The organism is Rhodococcus sp. MEB041 (assembly GCF_030208955.1).
GTDB lineage: Bacteria > Actinomycetota > Actinomycetes > Mycobacteriales > Mycobacteriaceae > Rhodococcoides.
In genome coordinates this window covers 1-25,109 of the sequence record NZ_JARVSZ010000004.1, presented here as the reverse complement: position 1 = coordinate 25,109, position 25,109 = coordinate 1, and the positions used below count along the sequence as shown (strand labels likewise).

General features: G+C 68.4%; 22 protein-coding genes, 1 tRNA gene and 1 other RNA gene. 9 read left to right on the top strand and 15 right to left on the bottom strand.

What is annotated here, in order from left to right:
* Positions 1 to 46: 46 nt before the first annotated feature.
* Both QRN16_RS12080 and QRN16_RS12075 read left to right on the top strand, forming a co-directional pair.
* The gene (locus QRN16_RS12080) at positions 47 to 1,333 is read left to right on the top strand and encodes a Mur ligase family protein (RefSeq protein ID WP_027506645.1); all 1,287 of its coding nucleotides are present in this window, start codon (positions 47 to 49) and stop codon (positions 1,331 to 1,333) included.
* Entirely contained in the window at positions 1,326 to 2,027 is a 702-nt protein-coding gene (locus tag QRN16_RS12075) for a type 1 glutamine amidotransferase (RefSeq protein ID WP_285186989.1), read from the top strand. Before QRN16_RS12080 ends, QRN16_RS12075 begins: the two co-directional genes overlap by 8 nt.
* Here the strand turns inward: QRN16_RS12075 and QRN16_RS12070 are convergent.
* The 4 genes from QRN16_RS12070 to QRN16_RS12055 form a co-directional block, all read right to left on the bottom strand.
* Positions 2,024 to 3,100: an AbrB family transcriptional regulator gene (locus QRN16_RS12070; protein ID WP_285186988.1), complete on the bottom strand. Its 1,077-nt coding sequence runs from the start codon at positions 3,098 to 3,100 to the stop codon at positions 2,024 to 2,026. The two genes, QRN16_RS12075 and QRN16_RS12070, sit on opposite strands and share 4 nt — an antisense overlap.
* Before the next feature lie 20 nt (positions 3,101 to 3,120).
* Entirely contained in the window at positions 3,121 to 3,522 is a 402-nt protein-coding gene (locus QRN16_RS12065) for a universal stress protein (protein WP_027506642.1), read from the bottom strand.
* Between the two features lie 31 nt (positions 3,523 to 3,553).
* Positions 3,554 to 4,960: a CitMHS family transporter gene (locus tag QRN16_RS12060; RefSeq protein WP_502943999.1), complete on the bottom strand. Its 1,407-nt coding sequence runs from the start codon at positions 4,958 to 4,960 to the stop codon at positions 3,554 to 3,556.
* An 88-nt stretch (positions 4,961 to 5,048) separates the two neighbouring features.
* Entirely contained in the window at positions 5,049 to 6,035 is a 987-nt protein-coding gene (locus QRN16_RS12055; protein ID WP_285187561.1) for a Bug family tripartite tricarboxylate transporter substrate binding protein, read from the bottom strand.
* 136 nt (positions 6,036 to 6,171) lie between these two features.
* On the opposite strand from QRN16_RS12055, the gene QRN16_RS12050 reads away from it, so the two are divergent.
* Positions 6,172 to 7,875, top strand: a complete 1,704-nt coding sequence (locus QRN16_RS12050; RefSeq protein ID WP_285186985.1) for a sensor histidine kinase — start codon at positions 6,172 to 6,174, stop codon at positions 7,873 to 7,875.
* A complete protein-coding gene (locus QRN16_RS12045; protein WP_056444251.1) occupies positions 7,872 to 8,540 on the top strand; it encodes a response regulator in 669 nt (222 codons plus the stop codon). The genes QRN16_RS12050 and QRN16_RS12045 overlap by 4 nt, the downstream gene beginning before the upstream one ends.
* Here the strand turns inward: QRN16_RS12045 and recR are convergent.
* From recR to QRN16_RS12030, 3 genes are read right to left on the bottom strand one after another with little or no spacing between them, the layout of a single operon-like run.
* The gene (gene recR, locus QRN16_RS12040) at positions 8,537 to 9,148 is read right to left on the bottom strand and encodes a recombination mediator RecR (protein WP_027506637.1); all 612 of its coding nucleotides are present in this window, start codon (positions 9,146 to 9,148) and stop codon (positions 8,537 to 8,539) included. The two genes, QRN16_RS12045 and recR, sit on opposite strands and share 4 nt — an antisense overlap.
* A gap of 16 nt (positions 9,149 to 9,164) precedes the next feature.
* The gene (locus QRN16_RS12035; RefSeq protein ID WP_204869622.1) at positions 9,165 to 9,503 is read right to left on the bottom strand and encodes a YbaB/EbfC family nucleoid-associated protein; all 339 of its coding nucleotides are present in this window, start codon (positions 9,501 to 9,503) and stop codon (positions 9,165 to 9,167) included.
* Positions 9,504 to 9,561: 58 nt separating this feature from the next.
* Positions 9,562 to 9,996, bottom strand: a complete 435-nt coding sequence (locus QRN16_RS12030) for an SRPBCC family protein (protein WP_027506635.1) — start codon at positions 9,994 to 9,996, stop codon at positions 9,562 to 9,564.
* A 228-nt stretch (positions 9,997 to 10,224) separates the two neighbouring features.
* Here QRN16_RS12030 and QRN16_RS12025 point away from each other — a divergent pair, with 228 nt between their 5' ends.
* The 3 genes from QRN16_RS12025 (at position 10,225) to fadD5 (ending at position 14,576) form a co-directional block, all read left to right on the top strand.
* Positions 10,225 to 11,637, top strand: coding sequence for an FAD-binding oxidoreductase (locus QRN16_RS12025; protein ID WP_285187559.1), 1,413 nt, complete (start codon positions 10,225 to 10,227; stop codon positions 11,635 to 11,637).
* The gene (locus tag QRN16_RS12020) at positions 11,634 to 12,953 is read left to right on the top strand and encodes a class I SAM-dependent methyltransferase (protein ID WP_027506633.1); all 1,320 of its coding nucleotides are present in this window, start codon (positions 11,634 to 11,636) and stop codon (positions 12,951 to 12,953) included. Before QRN16_RS12025 ends, QRN16_RS12020 begins: the two co-directional genes overlap by 4 nt.
* Positions 12,954 to 13,040: 87 nt before the next feature.
* Positions 13,041 to 14,576 carry a fatty-acid--CoA ligase FadD5 gene (gene fadD5, locus QRN16_RS12015; RefSeq protein WP_056444246.1) on the top strand — a complete coding sequence of 512 codons (1,536 nt, stop codon included), beginning with the start codon at positions 13,041 to 13,043 and terminating at the stop codon, positions 14,574 to 14,576.
* Here the strand turns inward: fadD5 and QRN16_RS12010 are convergent.
* Positions 14,573 to 14,761 (bottom strand): hypothetical protein, encoded by a 189-nt coding sequence (locus tag QRN16_RS12010; protein WP_027506631.1) that lies wholly within the window; start codon positions 14,759 to 14,761, stop codon positions 14,573 to 14,575. The genes fadD5 and QRN16_RS12010 overlap by 4 nt on opposite strands.
* Before the next feature lie 108 nt (positions 14,762 to 14,869).
* On the opposite strand from QRN16_RS12010, the gene QRN16_RS12005 reads away from it, so the two are divergent.
* Positions 14,870 to 16,009: a lipase family protein gene (locus tag QRN16_RS12005; protein ID WP_027506630.1), complete on the top strand. Its 1,140-nt coding sequence runs from the start codon at positions 14,870 to 14,872 to the stop codon at positions 16,007 to 16,009.
* A gap of 50 nt (positions 16,010 to 16,059) precedes the next feature.
* Here QRN16_RS12005 and QRN16_RS12000 read toward each other — a convergent pair whose 3' ends face one another.
* The 7 genes from QRN16_RS12000 to ffs form a co-directional block, all read right to left on the bottom strand.
* Positions 16,060 to 18,210, bottom strand: a complete 2,151-nt coding sequence (locus QRN16_RS12000; protein WP_027506629.1) for a 3-hydroxyacyl-CoA dehydrogenase NAD-binding domain-containing protein — start codon at positions 18,208 to 18,210, stop codon at positions 16,060 to 16,062.
* A gap of 8 nt (positions 18,211 to 18,218) precedes the next feature.
* Positions 18,219 to 19,430 (bottom strand): acetyl-CoA C-acetyltransferase, encoded by a 1,212-nt coding sequence (locus QRN16_RS11995; protein WP_027506628.1) that lies wholly within the window; start codon positions 19,428 to 19,430, stop codon positions 18,219 to 18,221.
* A 176-nt stretch (positions 19,431 to 19,606) separates the two neighbouring features.
* On the bottom strand, positions 19,607 to 21,805 hold the full coding sequence (locus QRN16_RS11990) for a DNA polymerase III subunits gamma/tau (RefSeq protein ID WP_285186969.1): 2,199 nt from the start codon (positions 21,803 to 21,805) through the stop codon (positions 19,607 to 19,609).
* A 46-nt stretch (positions 21,806 to 21,851) separates the two neighbouring features.
* A complete protein-coding gene (locus QRN16_RS11985) occupies positions 21,852 to 22,436 on the bottom strand; it encodes an HhH-GPD-type base excision DNA repair protein (protein WP_027506627.1) in 585 nt (194 codons plus the stop codon).
* A 12-nt stretch (positions 22,437 to 22,448) separates the two neighbouring features.
* Entirely contained in the window at positions 22,449 to 23,354 is a 906-nt protein-coding gene (locus QRN16_RS11980; protein ID WP_285186966.1) for a hypothetical protein, read from the bottom strand.
* A 133-nt stretch (positions 23,355 to 23,487) separates the two neighbouring features.
* The gene (locus tag QRN16_RS11975; protein ID WP_285186964.1) at positions 23,488 to 24,774 is read right to left on the bottom strand and encodes an aspartate aminotransferase type Ic; all 1,287 of its coding nucleotides are present in this window, start codon (positions 24,772 to 24,774) and stop codon (positions 23,488 to 23,490) included.
* 41 nt (positions 24,775 to 24,815) lie between these two features.
* An RNA gene (gene ffs / locus QRN16_RS11970) (signal recognition particle sRNA small type) lies at positions 24,816 to 24,910 on the bottom strand.
* An 82-nt stretch (positions 24,911 to 24,992) separates the two neighbouring features.
* Here ffs and QRN16_RS11965 point away from each other — a divergent pair.
* Positions 24,993 to 25,080, top strand: a tRNA-Ser gene (locus QRN16_RS11965).
* Positions 25,081 to 25,109: the final 29 nt, after the last annotated feature.

Here is a 25,109-nt window from a genome sequence, read left to right as displayed (position 1 = left end):
CCTGCTGACTCTCCCGTGTCCACCGCATGTGGGAGGATCGGACACCATGATCGACAGCAGCAGACGGCACCTCGGAGCCCGCGGACGCCTGGCACTGTCGGCGGCCTCCGCGGCCGCGTGGGCCTCGCAGAAGGCCGGTCGCGGCAAGGGATCGATGATCGGCGGTCTCGTCGCGCTGAAGATCGACCCGGCCCTCATGTCGCGCCTGGGCGCGAATCGACGCACGGCCGTCATCACCGGCACCAACGGCAAGTCGACCACCACCCGGATGACCGCGGCGGCGCTCGCGACACTGGGCGAGGTGGCGACGCAGGCCGACGGCGCCAACATGGACGCGGGCATCGTCGCCGCGCTGAACTCACGGCGCACCGCGCCGCTGGCGGCCCTCGAGGTCGACGAGCTGCACGTCCCGCACGTGTGCGACGCCGTGAACCCCGAGGTCCTGGTGTTGCTGAACCTCAGCCGTGATCAGCTCGACCGCGTCGGCGAGATCAACATGATCGAGCGCAAGCTCCGCGCGGGAATCGTCGCCCATCCCGACACCGTCGTCGTCGCCAACTGCGACGACGTGCTGATGACGTCCGCGGCGTACGACGCTCCGCGGACCGTGTGGGTGGCCGCCGGCGGCGGGTGGGTCGGCGACTCGGTCAGCTGCCCCCGCACCGGGGAACCCATCGAGTGGAACGGCACGCACTGGCGCAGCACAGGTCTGCTGGAGGGCGGGCGGGAGTTCTCGCGGCCGGAGCCGCAGTGGTGGCTCGACGACGAGAACCTGTACGGCCCGGACGGTCTCGTGCTCCCCATGAGTTTGACGCTGCCCGGCCGGGCCAACCGCGGAAACGCGGCGCAGGCCGTCGCTGCCGCGGTCACGATGGGCGCCGATCCCGCGCAGGCCGTCGCCGCGGTGTCCGCGGTCGACGAGGTGGCGGGCCGCTACAGCTCGATCCAGTACGGATCCCACACCGTGCGCATGCTGCTGGCCAAGAACCCCGCCGGATGGCAGGAAGCACTGTCGATGATCGACCCGGCCGCCGACGGCCTGGTGATCGCCGTCAACGGCCAGGTGCCCGACGGCGAGGACCTGTCGTGGCTGTGGGACGTGCGGTTCGAGCACTTCGAGAACACCACGGTGGTGGCGGCCGGTGAACGTGCGACCGACCTGGGAGTTCGCCTGACGTACGCCGGAGCCGACCACACCGTGGTGCCGAACCCGTTGCGGGCCATCGCCTCCTGCCCACCCGGGCGCGTGGAGGTCCTGGCGAACTACACGGCCTTCCGTGACCTCGGCCGGGCGCTGGCGCGCGAGACCGCGAAGGAGGCACCCGGTGTCTGATTTCCGTATCGGGCTCGTCCTGCCCGACGTCATGGGCACGTACGGCGACAGCGGCAACGCGCTCGTCCTGAGCCAGCGCATGCTGATGCGCGGACTCGACGCCGAGATCGTGTCGATCACCCTCGCCGATCCGGTGCCCGAGTCCCTCGACGTCTACGTGCTCGGCGGAGCGGAGGACTCGGCGCAGCGACTCGCGACGAAGCACCTCGCGCGCTACCCCGGACTGCAGCGCGCCGCCGAGCGCGGTGCACCGGTGCTCGCCATCTGCGCGGCGATCCAGGTGCTGGGCGAGTGGTACGAGACGAGCTCCGGCGAACGCGTCGACGGTGTGTCGATGCTGAACGTCACCACGGCGCCGCAGGCGACGCGGTCCATCGGCGAGGTCATCACCCGCCCGGTGTCGGACCGCCTCACCCAGACACTCACCGGCTTCGAGAACCATCGCGGCGGAACCACTCTCGGCCCCGACGCGGCCCCGTTCGCCCGAGTGGAGCACGGCATCGGCAACGGGGTGGGCGACGGCAACGAGGGGGTCGTCCAGGGGTCGGTCATCGGGACGTACATGCACGGACCGGCGCTGGCACGGAACCCGGAGCTGGCCGACCACCTGCTCGAGACCGCTCTCGGACACCCGCTCGAGCCGTTGCACCTGGCCGACGTCGAGCAACTGCGCACCGAGCGTCTGCGCCGCTAGACCGAGACCGGATCCTCGGCCGGCCTCCGCGCCGCCCGGCGCATCAGGAGCTGGGCGATGAGCGGTGCCGCCACGAGCATCGAGACCAGCCGGATGAGCTGCACGCACGCCACGAACGTGACGTCGGACCCGGTGGACGCGGACACCGCGAGCACTGCCGCCAACCCGCCGGGGGTCGTCGCCAGGTAGCCGGTGAGCAGGCTGGTCCCGGTCCACGCGGACAGCGCCCATCCGAGCAGCGCACAGATCACGCCGATGCCGAGCACCAGCGCGAACGCGTAGGGGAAGAGTCGGCCGATCAGGCGCAGGCTCGACATCGTGAACGCCAGTCCCGCTTGCCATCCGATGACCAGGAACGCGAGTGGCAGCACGATCATGGGAACCTCGATGCCCACGGGCCAGCCCAGCAGCGCGCAGGCGCCGGACACCATCAGCGGACCCAGCGTGGCCGGTGCGGGAAGCCGCGCGAGCCGCCCCACCGCGATGCCGACGAGAACAGCGCCGAGCAGGAACAGCAGACCCACCCACCACAGCAGCGCATTCTCGTCGGGTGCGGCCGCCGCGACCGAGTGGGTGTCGGCGTGGAACACGAACGTGACCACCAGAGGCATGGTCACCACCACCAGTGCCACCCGCAGGTACTGCACCACCGCGACCACACGTTCGTCGCCGCCGAGCTCTCTCGCTGTCGCGACGAGACCGGTGGCCCCGCCCGCGATCAGCGCCAGCATCCCGGTGGCCGCGGTGACGTCCTTGTTCAATGCGAGCAGTGCACCGCAGCCGGCGCTGACGACGAGCGTCGCGATCCCGATGGCGACCGCAGGAAACCAGTTGTCCCCCAGCGCACTCAGCGTCTCGACATCCACCATGAGACCTATGGTGACGGCCAACGTTCCCTGCGCCGCCATGGATCCCGCGCGCGGGACGGCGCGCGGCCCCAGTCCGGTGAGGGCGAAGACCACCGCCACCACCAGTGCCGCGAACAACGACGGCGCCGTCAGGCCGACGGCGCCGAGCGCGAACCATCCGGCCACGGACACGGCTGTGAGCGCCACCCAGCGGGTGGCGCTCACAGCGACGGTACGAACTCCGCTCACGACTTGACGAGCAGCACCGGTACCGGTGTTTCGAGAAGCAGGCGCTGGACGGCCTGTCCCATCAGGAACTTGCCGACGGCCGACCGATGCCGCGACCCGACGACCAGCAACTCGGCGTCCGCCTTGTCGATGAGCGCCAGCAGTGTGGTGGTCGCGTCCGGATCGGGCTGGGCCGCAGCGAGAGTCCACTGCGCCTCGGACTCCCCGAGCGCGGCGAGCGACGTGCGGATCGAGTCCTCGACCGCGGTGGTCTCCTTCGCCTCCGAGGAGGGATCCGCGGATCCGGAGAAGGCGTGGAGGACGACCAGTTCGGTTCCTGCGGACCGGGCCTGCTGGACTGCCGATCCGAGTGCCTTGCGGCCTTCCTCGGAACTGTTGTGCACGACGGCGACACTCATGTCGGTGACTCCTCTCTCTGGTGGATGCTGATCAGCCGAAGGGGATCTGGCCGAGGAGGACGCCGACGGCGAGCATCGTCAGGGAGACGACGGTGGCACGCCACAGGACCTTGCGGTGGTGGTCGGCGAGCGAGACGCCGGCCAGGGTGACCAGCAGCAGGATGGCGGGAACCAGCGGGCTCTGCAGGTGGACGGGCTGCCCGGTGATGGAGGCGCGGGCCATCTCGACCGGCTCGATGCCGTACTGGGCGGCGGTCTCGGTGAGGACCGGGAGGATGCCGAAGTAGAAGGCGTCGTTGGTCATGAAGAACGTCAACGGGATCGACAGGATTCCGGTGATGACGGCCAGGAACGGGCCCATCGCGTCGGGGATGACGCCGAGGAGCCACTCGGCCATGGCCTCGACCATGCCGGTACCGGAGAACACACCGGTCAGTACGGCGGCGGCGAGCACCATCGCGACGACGGAGACGATGGAGGCGGAGTGCCGAGCGATGGCCTCCCCCTGCTCCTTGACCTTCGGGAAGTTGAACGTCAGCGCGATCGAGGCTGCGATCATGAAGAGCACCGGGATCGGCAGGATGTCCATGACCAGGATGACGAGCAGCGTGACGGTGAGGATCGCGTTGAACCACAGCAGCTTCGGACGCAGAGTGTCGCGGTTGGGGTCCAGGCCGTCGATGAACTGTCCGGCCTTGCCGTCGTTCTCGTCGTCGCCGGTGGTGATGTCGGCGCTTCCGGTACTGCGACGGGTCTTGCCGTTTCCGGATCCGGTGCCGTCGGTGCCGACGCCGGCGCCCACCAGCTCCGTGTCGTAGATCAGCGAGCCGAGGCGGCGACGCTCCATGAGGCCGAGGTGGATCGAGAAGAGCAGCACGATGATCAGGCCGGCGATCATCGACGGGACCATCGGGATGAAGACGTCGGAGGGCGAGATGCCCAGTGCGGACGCGGCGCGAACGGTCGGGCCACCCCACGGGATGATGTTCATGGTGCCGTTGGCGAGGCCGGCGACGACCGTCAGGATGACCGGTGAGACACCGAGTTTCAGGTAGAGCGGCAGCAGCGCGGACGTCACGATGATGAACGTGGTGGAGCCGTCACCGTCGAGGGACACGACCATGGCGAGCACCGCGGTGCCGACGACCAGCTTCATCGGATCGTTGCGCACCAGGCGGAGGATGCCGCGCACCAGCGGGTCGAACAGACCCACGTCGATCATGATGCCGAAGAAGATGATCGCGAAGAACAGCAGCGCTGCCGTGGGGGCGAGCGACTTGATGCCGTCCGTGATCATGTCGCCGATGCCGAGCCCGGCGCCGGCGAACAGGCCGAAGATGACCGGGACCAGGATCAGGGCGACCACCGGGGTCGCTCGTTTGGTCAGGATCAGGAACATGAAAGCGGCAACCATGAGGAAGCCGAGTATCACCAACATGGTTACTACTCCTCGTTGTTCGAATAGTGCAGGGTGTGTCGAGGCAGGCTGCGGGCACAGGTGTGGCGCAGTACGGAGGTGTGCGGCGTCAGCCGTCGGTGGGTGGATCGATGGTCGAGCGGACCAGGTCGGCCTGCGCTCGGAGGAACGACGCGAAGTCGTCTCCGGTGAGCAGCGCGTCCCGCCACCCGTTCTGCACCAGGATCTCCTGCCAGAGCGGCGATCCGACCAGTGCTGTGACGTCGGCGATCAGGCGGTCGACGCGCTCCGGTGGCAGTCCCGGCGGGGCGAGGATGCCGCGCCAGTTGTCGAAGTCGAGGTCGACTCCCTGCTCCCGCAGAGTGGGCGCGTCGATGCCGTCGACACGTTCGGAGCTCGAGACTGCGAGCGCCCGGACCGTACCGGACGCGATCTGGTCCAGATATTCGCTGACGCCCGTGGTGGCGACGTCGACCTCGCCGGTCAGCAGGGCCGGCAGCAACTCACCGCCGCCGTCGAAGACGCGGTACTCGGATGCTCGCGGGTCGACACCGACGGTGCGGGCGAGCTGGGTCCGGAACAACCCGTCCGGCCCACCCTCCGCGGAGCCGCCGGCGAACTGCAGAGCCGCGGGATCCTGTCGCCAGGCGTTCGTGAGATCGTCCAGAGTCCGCAGCGGGGATGCTGCCGGCACCAGGACGACCTCGGGTTCGGTGACGAGTCGGGCGATCGGGGTGACGTCCGCGATCTCGTGATCGGACGGGGTGGTGGACAGTGCGCCCACCAGACCCAGCCCCATCACCAGCAGGAGTCGATCGTTGCCCTGTTCGAGAGCGAGACGATTGAGTCCCACGACACCACCCGATCCGGGTAGTACGAGGACGTCGTCCACCACGACGCCCTCCGCGGCCCAACCTCGGGCCAGACTGCGAGCGGTCAGGTCGTAACCGCCACCGGCGACCGACGGAGCGATGACACGAAGTCCCGGCTCCTCCGCCCCGGTCACCATGGCCGACACCCCCGCACTGCACGCGGTCGCCGTGCAGAGCACCGCGAGCAACGCTGCGAGAGCGCTGATGCGGAGGCGTCGGTTCATGGGCACGGTCTCACTGTGTCGGATCCTGTGACTGTGGTCACCCTTTGGTGCACAAACGGGATTGTGTTCATTGTGAGCGTCCGTAGCGCACGCAGATGCACGAATTCCGCGCTCGCCCGGCGGTACGGTTCACCTCGTGATCGGGCGGCGACTGCGCATCTTCGGAACACGCCGCACCCTCTCGTCGCAACTGCTCGCACTGCAGCTTCTCATCATCGTCGCGGTGCTCGTCGTCATCAGCGGGTTGTCGCTGGCCCAGGCGTCGGCGACCTTCCAGCGCGAACAGGGTCTGCGCGTCCAGTCGGCTGCCGAGAACCTCGCCGCGAGTCCCACCGTGCGACAACTGCTCGCCTCCGCCCAGCCCCGCATTCGTACGGCGCTGCAGGGTGCGGTCGAGTCGGTGCGGGCCGTCTCGGGTCTGGACTACGCGCAACTGACCGACCCCGACGGCATCATCGTCGTCGCGACCGACCCGTCGCGGGTGGGACAGGAATCGGCGGCCGAGGGAGCGGGCGCGCGGACGGGCCGATCCTGGACCGGTCTCGCCGAGACGAGCGCCAACACCGCGGTGTCCCCCGACGCGTCCGTGCAGTCACAGGTCCCGGTGCTCGATGCCGACGGCCGCATCGTCGGTGTGGCGATCGTCGGCCGCGAGTACCCGTCGGTGTGGGAGCGCCTCGCGCAGGCGACCCCGGACCTCGTCATCTACCTTGCCGTGGCCTCCGTTCTGGGCGCCGTCGGGTCGATCCTGCTGGCCCGACGCGTCAAGCGGCAGACCATGGGAATGGAGGCCGGGGAGATCGTCGACCTGGTGCGCCAGCGGCAGGCGATGCTCGAGGGCCTCAAGGAGGCCGTGGTGGCGCTGGATCCGTCGGGTCGGGTGGTCCTGCTGAGCCGCAGCGCACACGACATGCTCGGCCTCGACGAGGACGGTGTGGGCCGGCGGGTGGAGGAGCTCGGACTCGACGACCGGGTCCTCGACGTCCTGCGTCACCCGAGCGACGACGGCGACCAGCTCGTCCTCACCGGAGATCGCATCCTCGTCTTCAACACGGTGCCGATCGAGGCGTCGGGACGGAAGGTGGCCACGGTGACCACGTTCCGTGACCGCACCGAACTGAGCGAGGTCCAGAGCAAACTCGACATCAGCCGCACCAGCTCGACGGCACTGCGGGAGCACATCCACGAGTTCGACAACCAGCTGCACACCATCTCGGGACTGGTCCAGCTCGGTGAGTACGACGAGGTGGAGCGGTACGTCGACGGCATCACCGAGCATCGTGAGCGCCTCACGTCCACCGTGACCGACCGCATCGACGATCTCGGGGTCGCCGCGCTGCTCATCGCCAAGATCGGCGCCGCCGCGGCCCGCTCGGTGACCGTGGCACTCGACGACGCCTCACACCTCCCGCGACTCGACGACGATGCCTCCCGAGACCTCTGCACCGTCGTCGGCAACCTCGTCGACAACGCTGTGGACGCAGTCCTCGAGAATCAGGCTGTGGACGCAGTCCTCGAGAATCAGGCCGTGGACGCAGTCCTCGAGGGGCAGTCGGTGGACGCGGTGGTGCGCGTCCGGATCGTCGCGGACGCGGACGGGATCGAGGTCGAGGTGGCCGACAACGGCCCCGGCATCGGCACGGAGGATGCCGATCGCGTGTTCGAGCAGGGGTGGAGCACGAAGGGGACGTCGCTCGACGGGCACGGTTTCGGCCTCGCCCTCGTGCGTGTCGTGTGCCGCCGACGCGGCGGTGAGGTCGGCGTGAGTGACAGAGTCGAGGACGGTACGCGGTGGACGGTCTTCCGGGCCGTCACCGGATCCGGGGGGAGGACGCGATGACACTCAGGGTGCTGGTGGTGGACGACGACTTCATGGTCGCGCGGGTGCACACCGGTTTCGTCACCAAGGTGGCCGGATTCGAGGTGTGCGGGGTGGCGCACACGGCGCAGGAAGCGCTGGAGAAGGTGGAGTCCACCCGTCCCGATCTGGTGCTGCTGGACGTCCATCTGCCCGGCGTCACCGGGCTCGATCTCATCGGCCCGTTCCGGGAGATCATCCCCGACCTCGACGTCCTGGTGATCACCAGCGAGCGCGAGGCCGAATCGGTGCGCAAGGCACTGCGCGCGGGCGCCGTGCACTACCTGATCAAGCCGTTCAAGTTCCAGGCACTGCAGGAGCGCCTCGAGCACTACCGCCGCACACGGGAGTCGCTGGCCGCGATCGACGAGGCGGAGCAGGACGCCGTCGACAAGGCGTTCGGAGTGCGCGGGACCGCGACGCGGCTCCCCAAGGGCCTGAGCGCCGAGACGCTGGCCATGGTCGAGCACCAACTGCGGGAGAATCCCGGCGAGACCTCGGCGAGCACGATGGCCGAGAGGACCGGGATGTCGCGTTCGAGCGCTCGCCGCTACCTGGAGTACCTCAGCGACGTCGACCGGGTGACCGTCTCGCTCGACTACGGCAACGTGGGGCGACCCGAGCGCCTCTATCGGCTCGAGCGCTAATTCATCACGTTGCGGCCGGACAGCGCACGGCCCAACGTGAGCTCGTCCGCGAACTCGAGGTCGCCGCCCATGGGCAGTCCGGAGGCCAGCCGGGTGACGGACAGGCCGGGGAAATCACGCATCATGCGCAGCAGGTAGGTGGCCGTCGCCTCCCCCTCGGTGTTGGGGTCGGTCGCGATGATCACCTCGGAGACGTCGACGCCGTCCTCCTGATTGCCGATGCGGGTGAGCAACTCCCGGATGCGCAGCTGATCGGGACCGACCCCGCTCAGCGGATCCAACGCGCCGCCCAGCACGTGGTATCTGCCCTTGAACTCGCGGGTGCGTTCGACGGCCTGCACGTCCTTGGGTTCCTCGACGACGCAGATCTTCGTCCGATCGCGGCGCGGGTCCGCACAGATGCGGCACAGTTCCTTGTCGGAGACGGTGCCGCAGACGATGCAGAACTGCACCCCGTCGCGGACGCGCTGCAATGCCTTCTGCAGGCGGTCGATCTCGGGCGCCTCGACCCCCAACAGATGAAAGGCGATGCGCTGCGCGCTCTTCGGTCCGACACCGGGAAGTTTGCCCAGCTCGTCGATCAGATCCTGGACCGGACCTTCGTACACGCTTCTCGACCCGGTTCTAGAAGCCGGGCAGGCCGGGGAGTCCGCCGCCGCCCAGGCCGGCGAGGGGACCGAGCTTCTGCGACGCGACCTCACCCGCGGCGCGGGACGCGTCGGCGATCGCACCGATGATCAGGTCCTGCAGGGTCTCGACGTCGTCGGGATCCACGACCTTGGGGTCGATGGTCAGACCGACCACCTCGCCGCTGCCCTTCACCGTCGCCACGACGAGACCGTTGCCGGCGCGGCCGGTGACCTCCGTCGCGGCGATCTCCGCCTGGGCTGCCATCAACTGCTGCTGCATCTGCTGGGCCTGCTGCAGCAGCTGGGACATGTCGGGCTGTTCACCGGGTTGCACGGCGGGTGTCCTTCCGAAGTGGTGACGAGATCGTGTCGGTCGAGCGTAGCCGCGTGCCTCACTCCACCTGGCGCGAGAGGTTCTGCAGGAGCTGCGCCTGAATCTTCTTCAGTCCGAGGGGCGCGAACGTCTTCTCGAAGAAGCCGCCGACACCGCCGGCGCCCGTCCACTCCGTGGTGGTGGTGACCGACGACCCGCTACCGCTCGGGGCGACGAGGTACGTGGTCACCATCGACGAGTTGGCGTCCTTCTCCGTGACGGTCGCGCCGGACACCGACACGGTCGCGAGCACGTTCCGCGAGCGCTTCTCGGTCGCCTGCAGGACCCAGCGAGCGACGGTGCCGTCGCCCTGGCCACCCTCGACGACCGCGAAGTCGCGGTACTGCTCGGGCAGGATGCGCGGACGCACCGTCTCGTAGTCGGACAGTGCCGCGAGGACCTTGTCGGGAGCCGCACTGATGGTGAGGGAACTGCTCGCGCTGACCTTGGCCATGACGGGGAGAACTCCTGATGTCGGGGTGGGACGGACGGTGACATTCATTGTTTCACGTCCACGCCCGGGCGAATCGAGCGCAACGATCGTGTGAAGTTTCCTCGTCGGGAGGCACCTTCCATAGCGTTGCGAACAACCTCCGTATAGCGTTCTCGCGTGGCTCAGACAGTCGATGCGGCGCTCGGGGGAGCGCGGGAACCCGGCGGGGGCGGCAACCGTCCGCACGAGATCGGACAAGCGGGACATCGGGCGGGTGTGGAACGGCTTCTGGCCAGTTACCGTGCCATTCCCCGGGACGCGACCGTCCGCCTGGCGAAGAAGACCTCCAACCTCTTCCGGGCCAGGCCGAAGAACTCCGCCCCCGGACTCGACGTCTCCGGGTTGGGAGGCGTCATCTCGGTCGACCCCGACGCCATGACCGCCGACGTGCAGGGAATGTGCACTTACGAGGACCTCGTCGACGCCACCCTGGCGTACGGGCTCGCTCCCCTGGTGGTGCCGCAGCTCAAGACGATCACGCTCGGCGGCGCGGTCACCGGCCTCGGCATCGAGTCGACGTCGTTCCGCAGCGGCCTTCCGCACGAGTCCGTCCTCGAGATCGACATTCTCGCCGGATCGGGTGACGTCGTCACGGCCACTCCCGACAACGAGTACGGCGACCTCTTCCGAGGGTTCCCCAACTCCTACGGCACCCTCGGCTACTCGACACGGTTGCGCATCGAGCTCGAGCCCGTCCTCCCCTACGTCGCCCTGCGCCACGTCCGGTTCCACGACCTAGAGTCGGTGCAGACGGTCATGGCGAGCATCGTCGCGGAGCGGGAGTACGAGGGTGACCGCGTCGACTACCTCGACGGGGTGGTGTTCTCCGGGACCGAGGCCTATCTGACCCTGGGCCGGCAGACCGACGAGCCGGGACCGGTGAGCGACTACACCGACTCGGCGATCTTCTACCGGTCCATCCAGCACGACGGCACCGCACCGCGAACGGACCGCCTGACGGTGCGCGACTACCTGTGGCGGTGGGACACCGACTGGTTCTGGTGCTCGCGCGCCTTCGGTGCGCAGAACCCGCGCATCCGACGTCTCTGGCCGAAGAAGTACCTGCGCAGCAGCTTCTACTGGAAGCTGATCGCGCTCGACCAGAAGTACGACATCGCCGACCGTCTCGAGAAGCGCAAGGGCAACCCGATCCGCGAGCGCGTCGTGCAGGACATCGAGGTGCCGATCGAGAACACGGCCGCGTTCGTCTCGTGGTTCCTCGACGAGATCCCGATCGAGCCGTTATGGCTGTGTCCCTTGCGACTTCGCGAACCCGACGGGTACGCCGACGCGCAGGACTCCGACGCCGGAGTACGCGGGTGGCCCCTCTATCCGCTCGAACCTCACCGCACCTACGTCAACGTCGGCTTCTGGTCGTCGGTGCCCGTGGTCCCCGGTGAACCCGACGGGGCAGCCAACCGTCGGATCGAGAAGAAGGTGACCGAGTTCGACGGTCACAAGTCCCTCTACTCGGACTCGTTCTACGACAGGGCCGAGTTCGATGCCCTCTACGGCGGTGACGGTTACCGCCGACTCAAAGAGAAGTACGACCCCGATTCGCGGTTGTTGGATCTGTATTCGAAGGCGGTGCATCGTCGATGACGACATTCAAGGATCAACGGAACCCCGGCCTGTCCGGCGGTTCCCCCAAACTCTCCATCGCCGAGATTCTCGAGCAGTTCACCGAAGGTGATCTGCCCGTTCGGTTCTCGGCGTACGACGGCAGTACGGCCGGTGCCGAGGATTCCGAGTACGGGCTCAGGCTCACCTCACCCCGCGGCACCACGTACCTCGCGACCGCCCCCGGCGACCTGGGCATGGCTCGCGCCTACGTCTCGGGCGATCTGGAGATCGAGGGCGCCCACCCGGGTGACCCGTACGACGTGCTCCGGATGCTGGGCGACGACCTGCACTTCAAACGTCCGTCCGCGCGCGCACTGGCGACCGTCACCCGGTCTCTCGGATGGGAGTTGCTGCGTCCCATCGCTCCCCCGCCCCAGGAATCTCTCCCACGTTGGCGTCGTATCGCCGAGGGGTTGCGGCACAGCAAGACTCGGGACGCCGAGAGCATCCACCACCACTACGACGTGTCGAACACGTTCTACGAGTACGTGCTCGGCCCGTCGATGACCTACACCTGCGCCGCCTACCCGACTCTCGAGGCGTCGCTCGAGGAGGCGCAGGAGAACAAGTACCGCCTGGTGTTCGAGAAGCTGAACCTGAAGGCGGGCGACCGACTGCTCGACATCGGTTGTGGCTGGGGCTCGATGGTGCGCTACGCGGCCCGTCGCGGCGTCCACGTCATCGGCGCCACGCTCTCGCGCGAGCAGGCAGAGTGGGCGCAGAACGCCATCGCCGCCGACGGTCTGAGCGATCTCGCGGAGGTGCGTCACAGCGACTACCGCGACATCGTCGAGGGCGACTTCGACGCCGTGTCGTCGATCGGCCTCACCGAGCACATCGGCGTCTCGAACTACCCGGCGTACTTCGAGTTCATCAAGGGAAAGCTGCGCCCGGGTGGCCGCGTCCTGAACCACTGCATCACCCGCCCGGACAACCGCTCGTCGGCGCGGGCCGGCGGCTTCATCGACCGCTACGTCTTCCCCGACGGCGAGCTGACGGGATCCGGCCGCATCATCACCGAGATGCAGGACGTGGGCCTCGAGGTGCGTCACGAGGAGAACCTGCGCGAGCACTACGCGATGACGCTCCGGGACTGGTGCCGCAACCTCGTCGACAACTGGGACGCCTGCGTCGCGGAGGTCGGTGAGGGCACCGCGCGCGTGTGGGGCCTCTACATGGCGGGCTCACGCCTGGGCTTCGAGCGCAACGTGGTCCAGCTGCACCAGGTGCTCGCCGTCAAGCTCGACGAGAACAACGACGCGGGTCTTCCGTTGCGGCCCTGGTGGATCGGCTGATCCACTGACACGGACGCCGTCTCGGGTGTCGAATCACGGGGACTGTCGACACCCGAGTGGGTGCGACTCCACGAGAGGACACCCGAGATGGCGGATCAGTCGCAGCCCGGACGTGCACGGCGGGACAACTGGAACAACCAGGTACGACGACACGCACTGATGAATCCCGCGGGCGTGGCGCTGCGCTTCGGTGGGACGACGCACACCTGGCGCGGCCTCTGCGATCGTGTCGACGCACTCGCCGGCGGGTTGGCCCACCGTGGCGTGACGGCCGGGGACCGGGTGCTGATCCTCATGCTCAACCGGCCCGAGTACATCGAATCGGTGCTCGCGATCACTGCCGTCGGTGCGATCGCCGTGCCCGTCAACTTTCGGATGAGCGCCCCGGAGATCACCTACCTCGCGCAGAACAGCGGCGCCGGCCTCATCGTCGTGGAGGACGCTCTGGCGCCGCTCGCCGCGGCGGTGGGCGTCGCGGACACGATCGTGGTGGGCGGAGACGGGGACACCTACGAGGCTCTGATCCGCGAGGGCGCGCCCGCGCCGGACACCGACGTCCCGGACGACGCACCGGCTCTGATCATGTACACCTCGGGAACGACCGGCCGCCCCAAAGGTGCTGTGCTGTCTCATTCCAACATGCAGGCTCAGGCGCTGACCTGCATTCGCGCCCTGCAGATGTACGGAGTCGACGAGATCAACTTCTGTGCGTCACCGATGTTCCACATCGCCGCCCTGGGCAGCATCGCCCCCAGCCTCAAGCTCGGCATCCCGACCGTCGTCCACCCCGTCGGCGCGTTCGATCCGGCCGCGTTGCTCGACGTCCTCGAGGCCGAGGCGGTGACCACCCTGTTCCTCGTGCCGGTGCAGTGGCAGGCGGTCTGCGCGGAACAGGCGCGCCGCCCCAGGACGTTGTCGCTGCGAGTGATCTCGTGGGGTGCGGCGCCGGCGTCGGACACCGTCCTGCGGGCGATGTCGCAGACCTTCCCCGACGCCCTCACCGTGGCCGTCTTCGGTCAAACCGAGATGTCGCCGATCACCTGCGTCCTCGACGGCGGCGACGCACTGCGCAAACTCGGATCCGTGGGACGCGTCGTCGCCACGGTGGAGGCTCGGGTCGTCGACGACGACATGGTCGACGTCCCGCGAGGTGACATCGGCGAGATCGTCTATCGCGGGCCGACGCTGATGCACGGGTACTGGGAGAACCCTGCCGCCACGTCGGACGCGTTCCACGGCGGCTGGTTCCATTCCGGCGACCTGGTGCGTCAGGACGAGGAGGGCTTCGTCTTCGTCGTCGACCGCAAGAAGGACATGATCATCTCCGGCGGCGAGAACATCTACTGCGCCGAGGTCGAGAACGTGCTGTTCTCCCACCCCCGAATCCTCGAGGCAGCAGTGATAGGCCGCCCGGACGACCGCTGGGGTGAGGTGCCCGTCGCCGTCGTCGCGCAGCGCGGCACCGACGAGCCGGACCTCACGCTTCCCGACCTCGTCGGCTGGCTGGACGGACGCCTCGCGCACTACAAGCACCCGCGCCACCTGGTGCTGGTGGAGGCGCTCCCCCGCAACGCCGGCGGCAAGGTAGTGAAGGTCGACCTGCGCAGGCGTTTCTCCGACTAGACCCCTCGGCGCCTGCTCACCACCACGATCGCCACTCCGACGATCAGGATGACGGGGCCGAGGATCGACCAGGTGGTCGTGTTGCTCATCGCACTGCCACCGATCACCCCGAATCCCTGGAGGCTGAACAGCAGGCCCATGACGGCGATCACGGCACCGATGACGGTGACAACGGGAGTCTTCACCTGTCGAACCTAGTCCCCTGATGCCGCGTCGGGCCCGTTCTCGTGACGAGACACATCGTCGCGACGGGACACACCACGGACGCCGCTCGACATGATGGACTGCTGTCCGTGACTTCTCTTCCCCGACGATTCTGTCCACCGGTCCTCGTCGCGTGCGTCGCACTCGCGTCGTCCGTCCTTCTCGTCCCCGCTCCCGCGTCCGCCGAGACGGCCGCGGGCACGGTGCTCTCCAGCACCGCGCTCGATCCCGCGCTGGCACCCGCCGGCGCCGCGGAGAGCTATGTGGTGCGCTACTCCACGCTGCGGACGGCCGAGCAGGCCGGGGAGTCGACGGGCACGGTGTTCGTGCCGACAGGCGATGCTCCCGCCGACGGATGGCCGGTCGTGTCCTACGCCCACGGCACCACCGGTGTCGCCGACTCGTGTGCACCGTCGGCGACGGGCACCGCGCAGTACGAGCGTCCGGCGATCGAGGCGTGGCTGGCCGCCGGACACGCCGTGGTGGCCACCGACTACGCGGGCATGGGGACTCCGGGTGTGCACGCCTATCTGGACGGACCCGCCGCCGGTGCCAACGCGATCGACATCGTCCGCGCAGCACACACGATGCTCGGCGATCGGCTCTCGCCGGAATGGATCACCACCGGCCTGTCCCAGGGCGGCAACACGTCCTTCTTCACCGCCGCAGCGGCATCCACCCGCGCACCGGACCTCGACTTCCGCGGCGCCGTGTCCGTGGCCGGCCCGACGGGGCTCGACACCGTGCTCCCGCTGGTCGGTCCGGTTCTCCCGCCGGTCGTCCCCAGCGGCTTTCTCGGCTACGTCTTCTACACCCTCGCCGGACTGGCGGACCAGCGTCCGGAACTCGACGTCCGGCAGTACCTGACGCCGAAGGGCGTCGAGTATCTCGACGCTGCGACCACGCTGTGCGGCAACGAATTCCGCGATTATCGGTCGGCGCACCCGGCCCAGTTCGGGGAGCTTCTCACGCGCCCGTTGACGCCGCTGGCCCCCGTGCTCGAGCAGATGCAGGCCGTCCCCGTCAGTGGCTACGACCGGCCGCTCCTCGTGACTCAGAGCCTCTCCGATCAGACAGTTCCGGCTCCGCTCACGTTCGTCCACACGGCCCGGATGACCGCTGCCGGTACGGACTTCCAGCTGGTCACCTTTCCGACGCCCGATCACATCGGCACCCTGATGGCCTCCATGCCCGCATCACTCGACTTCGCCGCGCGCGTCCTGAGCTGAGACGACGACAGCCCCACACCAGGAGGTGCGGGGCTGTCGTGTACTCGTGACTAGCGCAGAGACGCAGGCGGAGTGAACCGCTCGCCGTACTGCTTGGCCAGCTCCTCGGCACGGGCGACGAACGCCTCCTTGCCGATCGAGCCGTCCGCGGCCTCGTAGCCGACGACGTACTGGTGCACGCCACCGGTCCACGCCGGGAAGCCGATACCGAAGATCGAGCCGATGTTGGCGTCGGCCGTCGTGTTCAGCACGCCCTCGTCGAAGCACTTCTGCGTCTCGATCGCCTCGATGAAGAGCATGCGCTCCTTGAGGTCCTCGAACGACGACTCCGAGGTACCCGACTTGAAGGCGTCACGCAGACCCGACCAGAGGCCGGTGCGCTTGCCGTCGACGTACTCGTAGAAGCCGGCACCCTTGGCCTTCGACGGACGCTCGAACTCGTCGACCATCTTGTCGATGACCGCGCCCGCGGCATCCTCGGGAGGAGTTCCGCCGGCTGCGACGATCGCGTCGTAGGTCTCCTTGCGGATCTTCTGCATCAGCGTCAGCGTCAGCTCGTCGGAGAGCTGCAACGGCGGCGCCGGGTAGCCCGCCTGCAGACCGGCCTGCTCGATGGTCGCGGGCTCGACGCCCTCGCCCAGCATGGCGATGGCCTCGTTGATGAAGGTGCCGATCACGCGGGAGGTGAAGAAGCCACGGCTGTCGTTGACGACGATCGGAGTCTTCTTGATGGCCTGTACGAGGTCGAATGCCTTGGCCAGAGCGGCATCCGAGGTCTTGTCACCGCGGATGATCTCGACCAGCGGCATCTTGTCGACGGGCGAGAAGAAGTGAATACCGATGAAGTCTTCCTGGCGCTTCACACCCGTCGCGAGACCGGTGATGGGAAGCGTCGAGGTGTTCGAGCCGAGCAGCGAATCGGGAGCGACGAGGTCCTCGATCTCCTGGAAGACCTTGTGCTTGAGGTCCTGCGACTCGAAGACCGCCTCGATGACGAGGTCTGCACCCTCGACGTCCTTCGGATCGGCCGTCGGGTGGATACGCGCCAGCAGCGCGTCCGACTTCTCCTGCGTGGTCTTGCCGCGTGAGAGCGCCTTGGCCTCGATGGCCTCGGAGTACGCCTTGCCCTTGTCCGCGGACGCCTGCTCGACGTCCTTGAGCACCACGTCGATTCCGGCCTTGGCACAGACGTAGGCGATGCCCGCGCCCATCATGCCGGCGCCGAGCACGGCGACCTTGGTGAACTGCGTCTTCTCGTAGCCGTCCGGGCGGGACTTGCCGGCATTGATCGCCTGCAGGTCGAAGAAGAATGCCTGGATCATGTTCTTCGACACCTGGCCGGTGACGAGCGACGTGAAGTAGCGCGACTCGATGGTGGACGCGTTGTCGAAGTCGACCTGCGCACCCTCCACCGCGGCGGACAGGATCGCGAGCGGTGCCGGCATCGGCGCGCCCTTGATCTGCTTGCGCAGGTTCGACGGGAACGCCGGAAGGATCTGCGCGAGCTTGGGATTGGAAGGCGTGCCGCCGGGGATCTTGTAGCCCTTGACGTCCCACGGGGCGACGCCGCCCTCGGGGTTGGCCTTGATCCATGCCTTCGCAGCGGGAACGAGTTCCTCGACGCTGCCGACGACCTCATGCACCAGACCGAGCTCGAGCGCCTTGGCCGGGCGGAATCGCGTGCCCTGGGACAGCACCGACATGAAGCCGTTCTGGATACCCATCATGCGGGTGATGCGGGTGACGCCGCCGCCGCCGGGCAGCAGGCCCAGCGACACCTCGGGCAAGCCGAGCTGGACACCGGGAACGTCCGCGACGATGCGGTGGTGCGTCGCCAGCGTGATCTCCAGGCCGCCACCGAGTGCGGCGCCGTTGATCGCGGACACGACAGGCTTGCCGAGCGTCTCGAGCCGACGCAGCTGCGACTTGACCGTCTGCACCTCGTCGAAGATCTGCTGGGCGTCGGCGGGGCCGGCCTTGATCATGTTCTTGAGATCGCCACCGGCGAAGAAGGTCTTCTTCGCCGAGGTGACGACGACACCGGTGATGGAGTCCTTCTCGGCCTCGAGGCGGTCGACCGTGGCGCCCATCGAGGTCTTGTAGAGCTCGTTCATCGTGTTGGCGCCCTGGTTCGGGTCGTCCATCGTCAGGGTGACGATGCCGTCGGCATCCTGGTCCCACTGAATCATGTTGTCACTCATGCTGTTCCTCAGACTCGCTCGATGATGGTGGCCACGCCCATGCCGCCGCCGATGCACAGGGTGATCAGTGCGTAGCGGCCGTTCCGACGCTCGAGCTCGTCGAGCACGGTGCCGGTGATCATGGCGCCCGTGGCACCGAGGGGGTGGCCCATCGCGATGGCGCCACCGTTGACGTTGAGCTTCTCGCCCGGGATCTTCAGGTCGCGCTGGAAGCGCAGGACCACGGAGGCGAATGCCTCGTTCAGCTCGAACAGGTCGATGTCGTCGACCGTCAGGCCGGCCGCGGCCAGCACCTTCTTCGACGCGGGCGTCGGCCCGGTCAGCATGATGGTGGTGTCGGCGCCGCTGGTGGCGGTCGCGACGACGCGAGCGCGCGGCGTCATGCCCATCGACTTGCCGGCGTCCTCGCTGCCGACGACGACCAGGGCCGCACCGTCGACGATGCCCGACGAGTTACCGCCGGTGTGGACGTGATCGATCTTCTCGATCCAGTGGTACTTCTGCAGCGCGACGTCGTCGAACCCGCCCATCGCGGCGATGCCCTCGAAGGCCGGCTTGAGCTTGCCGAGCGACTCGACGGTGGTGCCGGGGCGCATGTGCTCGTCACTGTCGAGGATCAGCAGACCGTTCTGGTCCGTGACCGGCACGACGGACTTGGTGAAGTAGCCACCCGACCATGCGGCTGCAGCGCGCTCCTGGGACTGCGCGGCGTACGCGTCGACGTCTTCACGGGTGAAGCCCTCGATCGTCGCGATGAGGTCGGCGCCGATGCCCTGGGGGGCGAAGTAGGTGTCGTAGTTGGTCTGCGGGTCCATGGCCCACGCGCCGCCGTCCGATCCCATGGGAACGCGGGACATCGACTCCACGCCACCGGCGATGACGAGCTCGTCCCAGCCCGACCGCACCTTCTGCGCGGCGAGGTTGACGGCTTCGAGGCCGGACGCGCAGAAACGGTTGAGCTGGAAGCCGCCGACCGTGTCGGGCATCTTCGCGGCGAGCACCGCGGTACGGGCGATGTCGGCACCCTGATCTCCCACGGGCGAGACGACGCCCAGGATCAGATCGGAGATGCGATCCTCGTCCATGTCGGGGAAACGACGGCGGAGCTCGTCGATCAACCCGGTGACCAGCGAGATCGGCTTGACCGAGTGCAGCGACCCGTTCTTACCCTTACCTCGCGGTGTTCTGATGGCTTCGTAGATGTATGCCTCTGTGGTCACTGAACACAGTTCCTTCCGACGTGAGACTCGGGCAGCACGGTGCACTGGAGACACCGGCGCCCACGAGGACAGACCTCGACGCCATTCACCCTAGGCATGGAGCCGCGCTGCCGAAAGGACCGAAACGAGCGCGCACTGTGACACTCCTGCCGGTGTTTCACACCGTCAGCAGCAGGTCAGACGTCTTTCAGCGGGGTGGCACCCAGCTCGGACTGCAGCAGCTCGAGCGCGACCTCGTCCGGATCGCGACGCGTCGACGGATCGACCGGCTCCTTCGCCTGCTTCATGAGCTCTTCCTGCTCCTCCGGGCTCTCCGGGGGAGGTGGACCGTCGTACGGCGAGGGACCCGGGTCGTCCGGATGGTCGGGCTCCTCGGGCGGCGGGGGGATGTCGTCGTCGGACGGGCGCGAGGGCGTCGACCGCGCCGGGGCGCTGCCGGACTGCGCCGGCCGTGCCGGCTCCGGGGTGGGCGCCGACCTGCTCGGGCGCGAGAACCGAGGGCCGGTGGACGCCGGGCGCTCGGCCGGGGTGGATGCCGGCGCCGGTGCCGCCGACCGGGCGGTGCCGTCGCCCGCCTCGCAGACCACGGTCCACTCGACGCCGAAGACGTCACGCAGCGCGTCCTTGATGACCTCGGCGTTGCGGGGCTCGACCAGCCTCTTGGCCAGCGGTACCGAGTCGTGCGCCAACACGATCGCCCCGTCCTCGACAGACTTCACGGTGGCGCCCGAGAGCATCACCTCGACGGTGCGGCTGCGCTCCCGCACCTTCGTCCGCACCTCGGACCAGACGGCGCGCACGTCCGCGGCATCCGGACCCTCCGCCGCGGCGGGACTCGGCGCGGCGGGCTCGGGTGCTGTCTCGGGGGCGGTCTCTGCCGGCTCGGGTGCACTCTCGGCGGGCTCGGGTGTCGCAGGTTCGGCGGCCGGGGGTTCCACGGCTACGGGGGTGGGCTCCGGGGTCGGCTCGGGTTCAGGGGTCGGCTCGGGCTCAGGGGTGGCCGGCTGCGCTGCGGCCGGTTCGGGGCGCGCAGGTTCGGGTGTGACCGGTTCCGGTGCAGCGACTCTGGCTGCGGGGGCGTCGACGACGGGCGCGGGAGCGGCGGCCGGCTCGGACGCCCGCTCGGACGGACGGCGGTACGTCTGCTGCTGCGCCGCCGCCTCGAGGCGGTCGTGCTGATGTTCGGCCTCGACCGCAGCGGCCTCGCCTGCGGGCAGGGTCACGTCGAGGCGCCGTTCGAGGCGCTCCAACCGTTGCAGCACAGCACTTTCCGCATCGGACGCCGCCGGCAGCAGCATCCGCGCACACATGACCTCCAGCAACAGCCGGGGAGCCGTGGCGCCGCGCATCTCACCGAGTCCGGCGTGCACCGTCTCAGCGAATCGGGCCAGCGTGGCCGGGCCGATGCGCTCCGCCTCGTCGCGCATCCGCTCGAGCATGTCGGCGGGGGCGTCGACGAGTCCGCGCTCCCCCGCATCGGGGACTGCACGCATGAGGATGAGGTCGCGGAGTCGATCGAGCAGGTCCACCGCGAACCGGCGGGGATCGTGGCCCGCGTCCATGACCTTCTCGACGGTGCCGAACAGAGCGGCACCGTCCCGGGCGGCCAGTGCGTCGACGGCCTCGTCGATCAGCGCGACGTCGGTGACGCCGAGCAGAGTGAGTGCGCGGGTGTACTGCACACCCTCGTCACCTGCACCGGCGAGCAGCTGGTCCAGCACGCTGAGGGTGTCGCGCGGGGAGCCACCACCGGCACGAATGACCAACGGGTACACCGCATCCTGCACGGTGACCTTCTCCTCCGCACAGATGCGCTCCATCAGACCGCGCATGGCGAGCGGAGGCAGCAACCGGAAGGGGTAGTGGTGGGTGCGGCTGCGGATGGTCGGCAGCACCTTCTCCGGCTCCGTGGTCGCGAACACGAAGATCAGGTGCTCGGGCGGCTCCTCCACGATCTTGAGCAGCGCATTGAAGCCCGCCGTCGTGACCATGTGGGCCTCGTCCACGATGAAGACGCGGTAGCGCGATTCCGCAGGCGCGTAGAACGCGCGGTCACGCAGCTCACGGGTGTCGTCCACGCCGCCGTGGCTGGCCGCGTCGAGCTCGATGACGTCGAGGTTGCCCGGGCCGCCGGGAGCGAGCGCGACACACGAGCCGCACACTCCGCACGGCGTCGACGTCGGACCCTGGACGCAGTTGAGCGACCGCGCCAGGATACGTGCGGACGACGTCTTGCCACACCCGCGAGGGCCGGAGAAGAGGTAGGCGTGGTTGATGCGCTTCGAGTCCAGTGCGACGGACAGAGGCTCGGTGACATGCTCCTGCCCGACCACTTCCGCGAACGTCGCTGGACGGTACTTCCGGTACAGGGCCACGCGAGAGAGAGTACCGACGTCGACCGACAGAACGGTCGGCGGGAACCTACGATCCTGCGCTCTCCTTGGCGGCCCGCTTGGCCGCCTTCTTGAACTCGCGCACCTCGCCCAGACTGGTCGCGTCGACCACGTCGGCGATGGATCGTCGGGAGCCGTCGTCGCCGTACGATCCGGCGGCGTCGCGCCACCCGGCCGGCTCCACACCCATCTGCTTGCCCAGCAGAGCCAGGAAGATGCGCGCCTTCTGATCGCCGTACCCGGGCAGCGCCTTCAGTCGCTTCAGCACTTCTCTGCCGTCCGGGTCGCCGTCCGTCCAGATGGCGTCGGCGCGGCCGTCCCACTCGTCGACGATGTACGAGCACATCGACTGGATCCGCTTGCCCATCGACCCGGGGAACCGGTGCACCGCGGGTGGAGTGGAGCAGATCGCGAGGAAGTCGTCCTCCGGCATCTCGGCGATCGCGCGGACGTCGAGCGACCCGATGCGATCCACCAGCTTCTTCGGACCGGCGAACGCCGACTCCATCGGTACCTGCTGATCGAGCAACATCCCGATCAGCAGCGCGAGCGGGTCGGAGGCGAGCAGGGCGTCGGCGTCGGGATCCCCCACCAGGTGCAGCGTCGTGGCCATGGCGTCATTCTTTCACGCGGACAGCGCAGCACGAATGCGCTGCGCCAGCCGACCGTCGACGAGGTCCGCCCACGTCCACCGCACGACGATCCACCCGGCGGCACGCAGAGCGTCCTCCCGGAGCTTCTCGCGGATCACGACTGCGTTCGCGGACTCGCCGTTGCGTGTGTACTTCGCCAGTCCGTCGAACTCGCCGAGCACGCGCTGGTCCTCCCACAGGAAGTCCGGCCGATACGTGCGCCCGTCGATCACGATCTCGATCTGCAGCTCGGGCGGGGGGAGCCCGTGCCGATCGAGGTACACCCGACTGCGCGATTCGCCGACGCTCTCGCTACGACCGTCCAAGAATGCGGCGGCACGTCGAGCGCCCGCGACGCCGCGCCGACGGCCACACCCGCGGATCGCCTCGGTGATGTCGTCGATCGATGTCGGAGTGCATGCCAGCGCCGAATCACCAACGCACACAGCGGCTTCGAAGCTCAAGGCGCACGCAAGATCCGCCACGGTCCGCGCCGCGGAGGTCACTCTCGCACCGTCACGCATCACCACGTCCACATCGGCGAGTGGATGCGTGTGAAGGTGCCGTGCCGCGTCGACACGTCCGCCGGTCGGCCTGTCGACCGTCAGGTGCACCAGCGGTGGCGGTCCCTGCCACAACGACATGCCCCACGCCAGCGCGGCCGACTCGTGGCTGAGCGTGAGACCCGGTCCGCCTGCGGCCAGGGCTGCCCGGGCTGCGAGAAGGTGTCGAGCCTCCGGCGCGGAGTCGGTGAAACGCCGCTTGTCGACGAAACACCCCCGCCGCACGGCCACGATGGACCCGGACCTGCGTGCACTGCGGATCTCGGTGTCGGACACACCTCGGCCGAGAAGATCCGCGCGCCGGATCAGTTCTGCGGCTCCTCCCTCGTCGCTCATGTGACGATCGTGGCCGAGATCCAGGAATGCTGCTCATGGCCATCCACAGGCGTCGAACCGTCACCGGTTTCCGCAACTCACAGGGGTTGCAGCCGGTGAAACCTGCCGGAATCGGTGTGAGAACCCGACCGAACTACGACCCGAGCAGCTTCTCCGTCGCGGCCAGCAGCACGCAGGTGGCCACGCCGTCCATCGCCGCGGACAACTCGTCGGTGGACGGGAAGCTGGGGGCGAGGCGGATGTTCCGGTCGTCGGGATCGCGCTTGTACGGGAAGGCGGAGCCGGCGCCGGTGAGGGCGATGCCGGCGTCCTTCGCCAGGGAGATGGTGCGCGCAGCGGTGCCGTCGAGCACGTCCAGGCTGACGAAGTAGCCACCGTCGGGCTCGGTCCACGATGCGACCTTCGAGGCACCGAGCCTGTCGTCGAGGATTTCCTGGACCATCGCGAACTTGGGCGCGAGGATCTCGCGGTGCTTGGCCATGTGCGACCGCACACCGTCGGCATCACCGAAGAAGCGCAGGTGGCGGAGCTGATTGAGCTTGTCGGGGCCGATGCTCTTCTTGCCGTAGTGGCCCAGGTACCAGTCGAGGTTCGCCGACGACGAACCGAGGAAGCTGACGCCGGCACCGGCGTAGGTGATCTTCGACGTGGACGCGAAGACGTACGGACGGTTCGGGTGACCGGCCTCCGCTGCCAGGCTCAGCACGTCGTACGCGGGCGGGAACTCGTCTGCCAGCGGATGTACCGCGTAGGCGTTGTCCCAGAACAGCCGATAGTCGGCGGCCGCGGTGGGCATCGTCGCGAGAGCGCGGGTGACCTCCTCCGAGTACACCGCACCCGTGGGGTTGGCGTAGTTCGGCACACACCACATGCCCTTGATCTGCGGATCGCCCGAGACCAGCCGCTCGACCTCGGCGACGTCGGGGCCGTCCTCGTTCATCGTCACCGGGATCATCTCGATGCCGTAGCTCTCGGTGATGGCGAAGTGCCGGTCGTAACCGGGGCTCGGGCACAGGAAGCGGACGACGGGTTCGGCCGACCACGGACGCACCGAGTCGACGGTGCCGTGCAGCAGCCCCCACACCACGAGGTCGTGCATGATCTCGAGGCTCGCGTTGTTTCCCGCGATCAGGTTCGCGGCCGGGATGTTCAGTAGCTCACCGAAGATGGCGCGCAGCTCGGGCAGACCCTGCAGTCCGCCGTAGTTGCGGCAGTCGGTGCCCTTGCCGTCCCGGTAGTCCTCACCGGGCAGGGTGAGCAGGCCGGCCGCGAGATCGAGCTGCTCGGGTGATGGCTTGCCGCGGGTGAGGTCCAGCGAGAGTCCGCGTGCGACCAGTGCCTCGTACTCGGCGGTGCGCTTCTCGTGCTCCGCGGCCAGCTCGTCGGGGTTCATCAGTCCGAGTTGAGCTTGGCCGGTCATGGCGAGGAGGGCCTTTCGAGGCGACTGCGCGTGGCGGGAAGTTAAGGGGACCCCGCGCACCCGGCAGAGCCCGTTGACCCTTGCTGCCTTCCGGCCCTGGGGGAGTTCACAGGATGCGCGCCGCGCGGGATCCGTGGACGAGTCTAGCCACATCCCCCGCCCACCACCGAACCGACCCGATTCGTCTCAACGGGGGTGTCGCCGGTAAGGTAGCCGACGGAGGATTCGCCTAGTGGCCTATGGCGCTCGCCTGGAACGCGGGTTGGGTTAACGCCCTCAGGGGTTCAAATCCCCTATCCTCCGCCAGGGAAGGCCCTCGATCTCGCACACAGTGC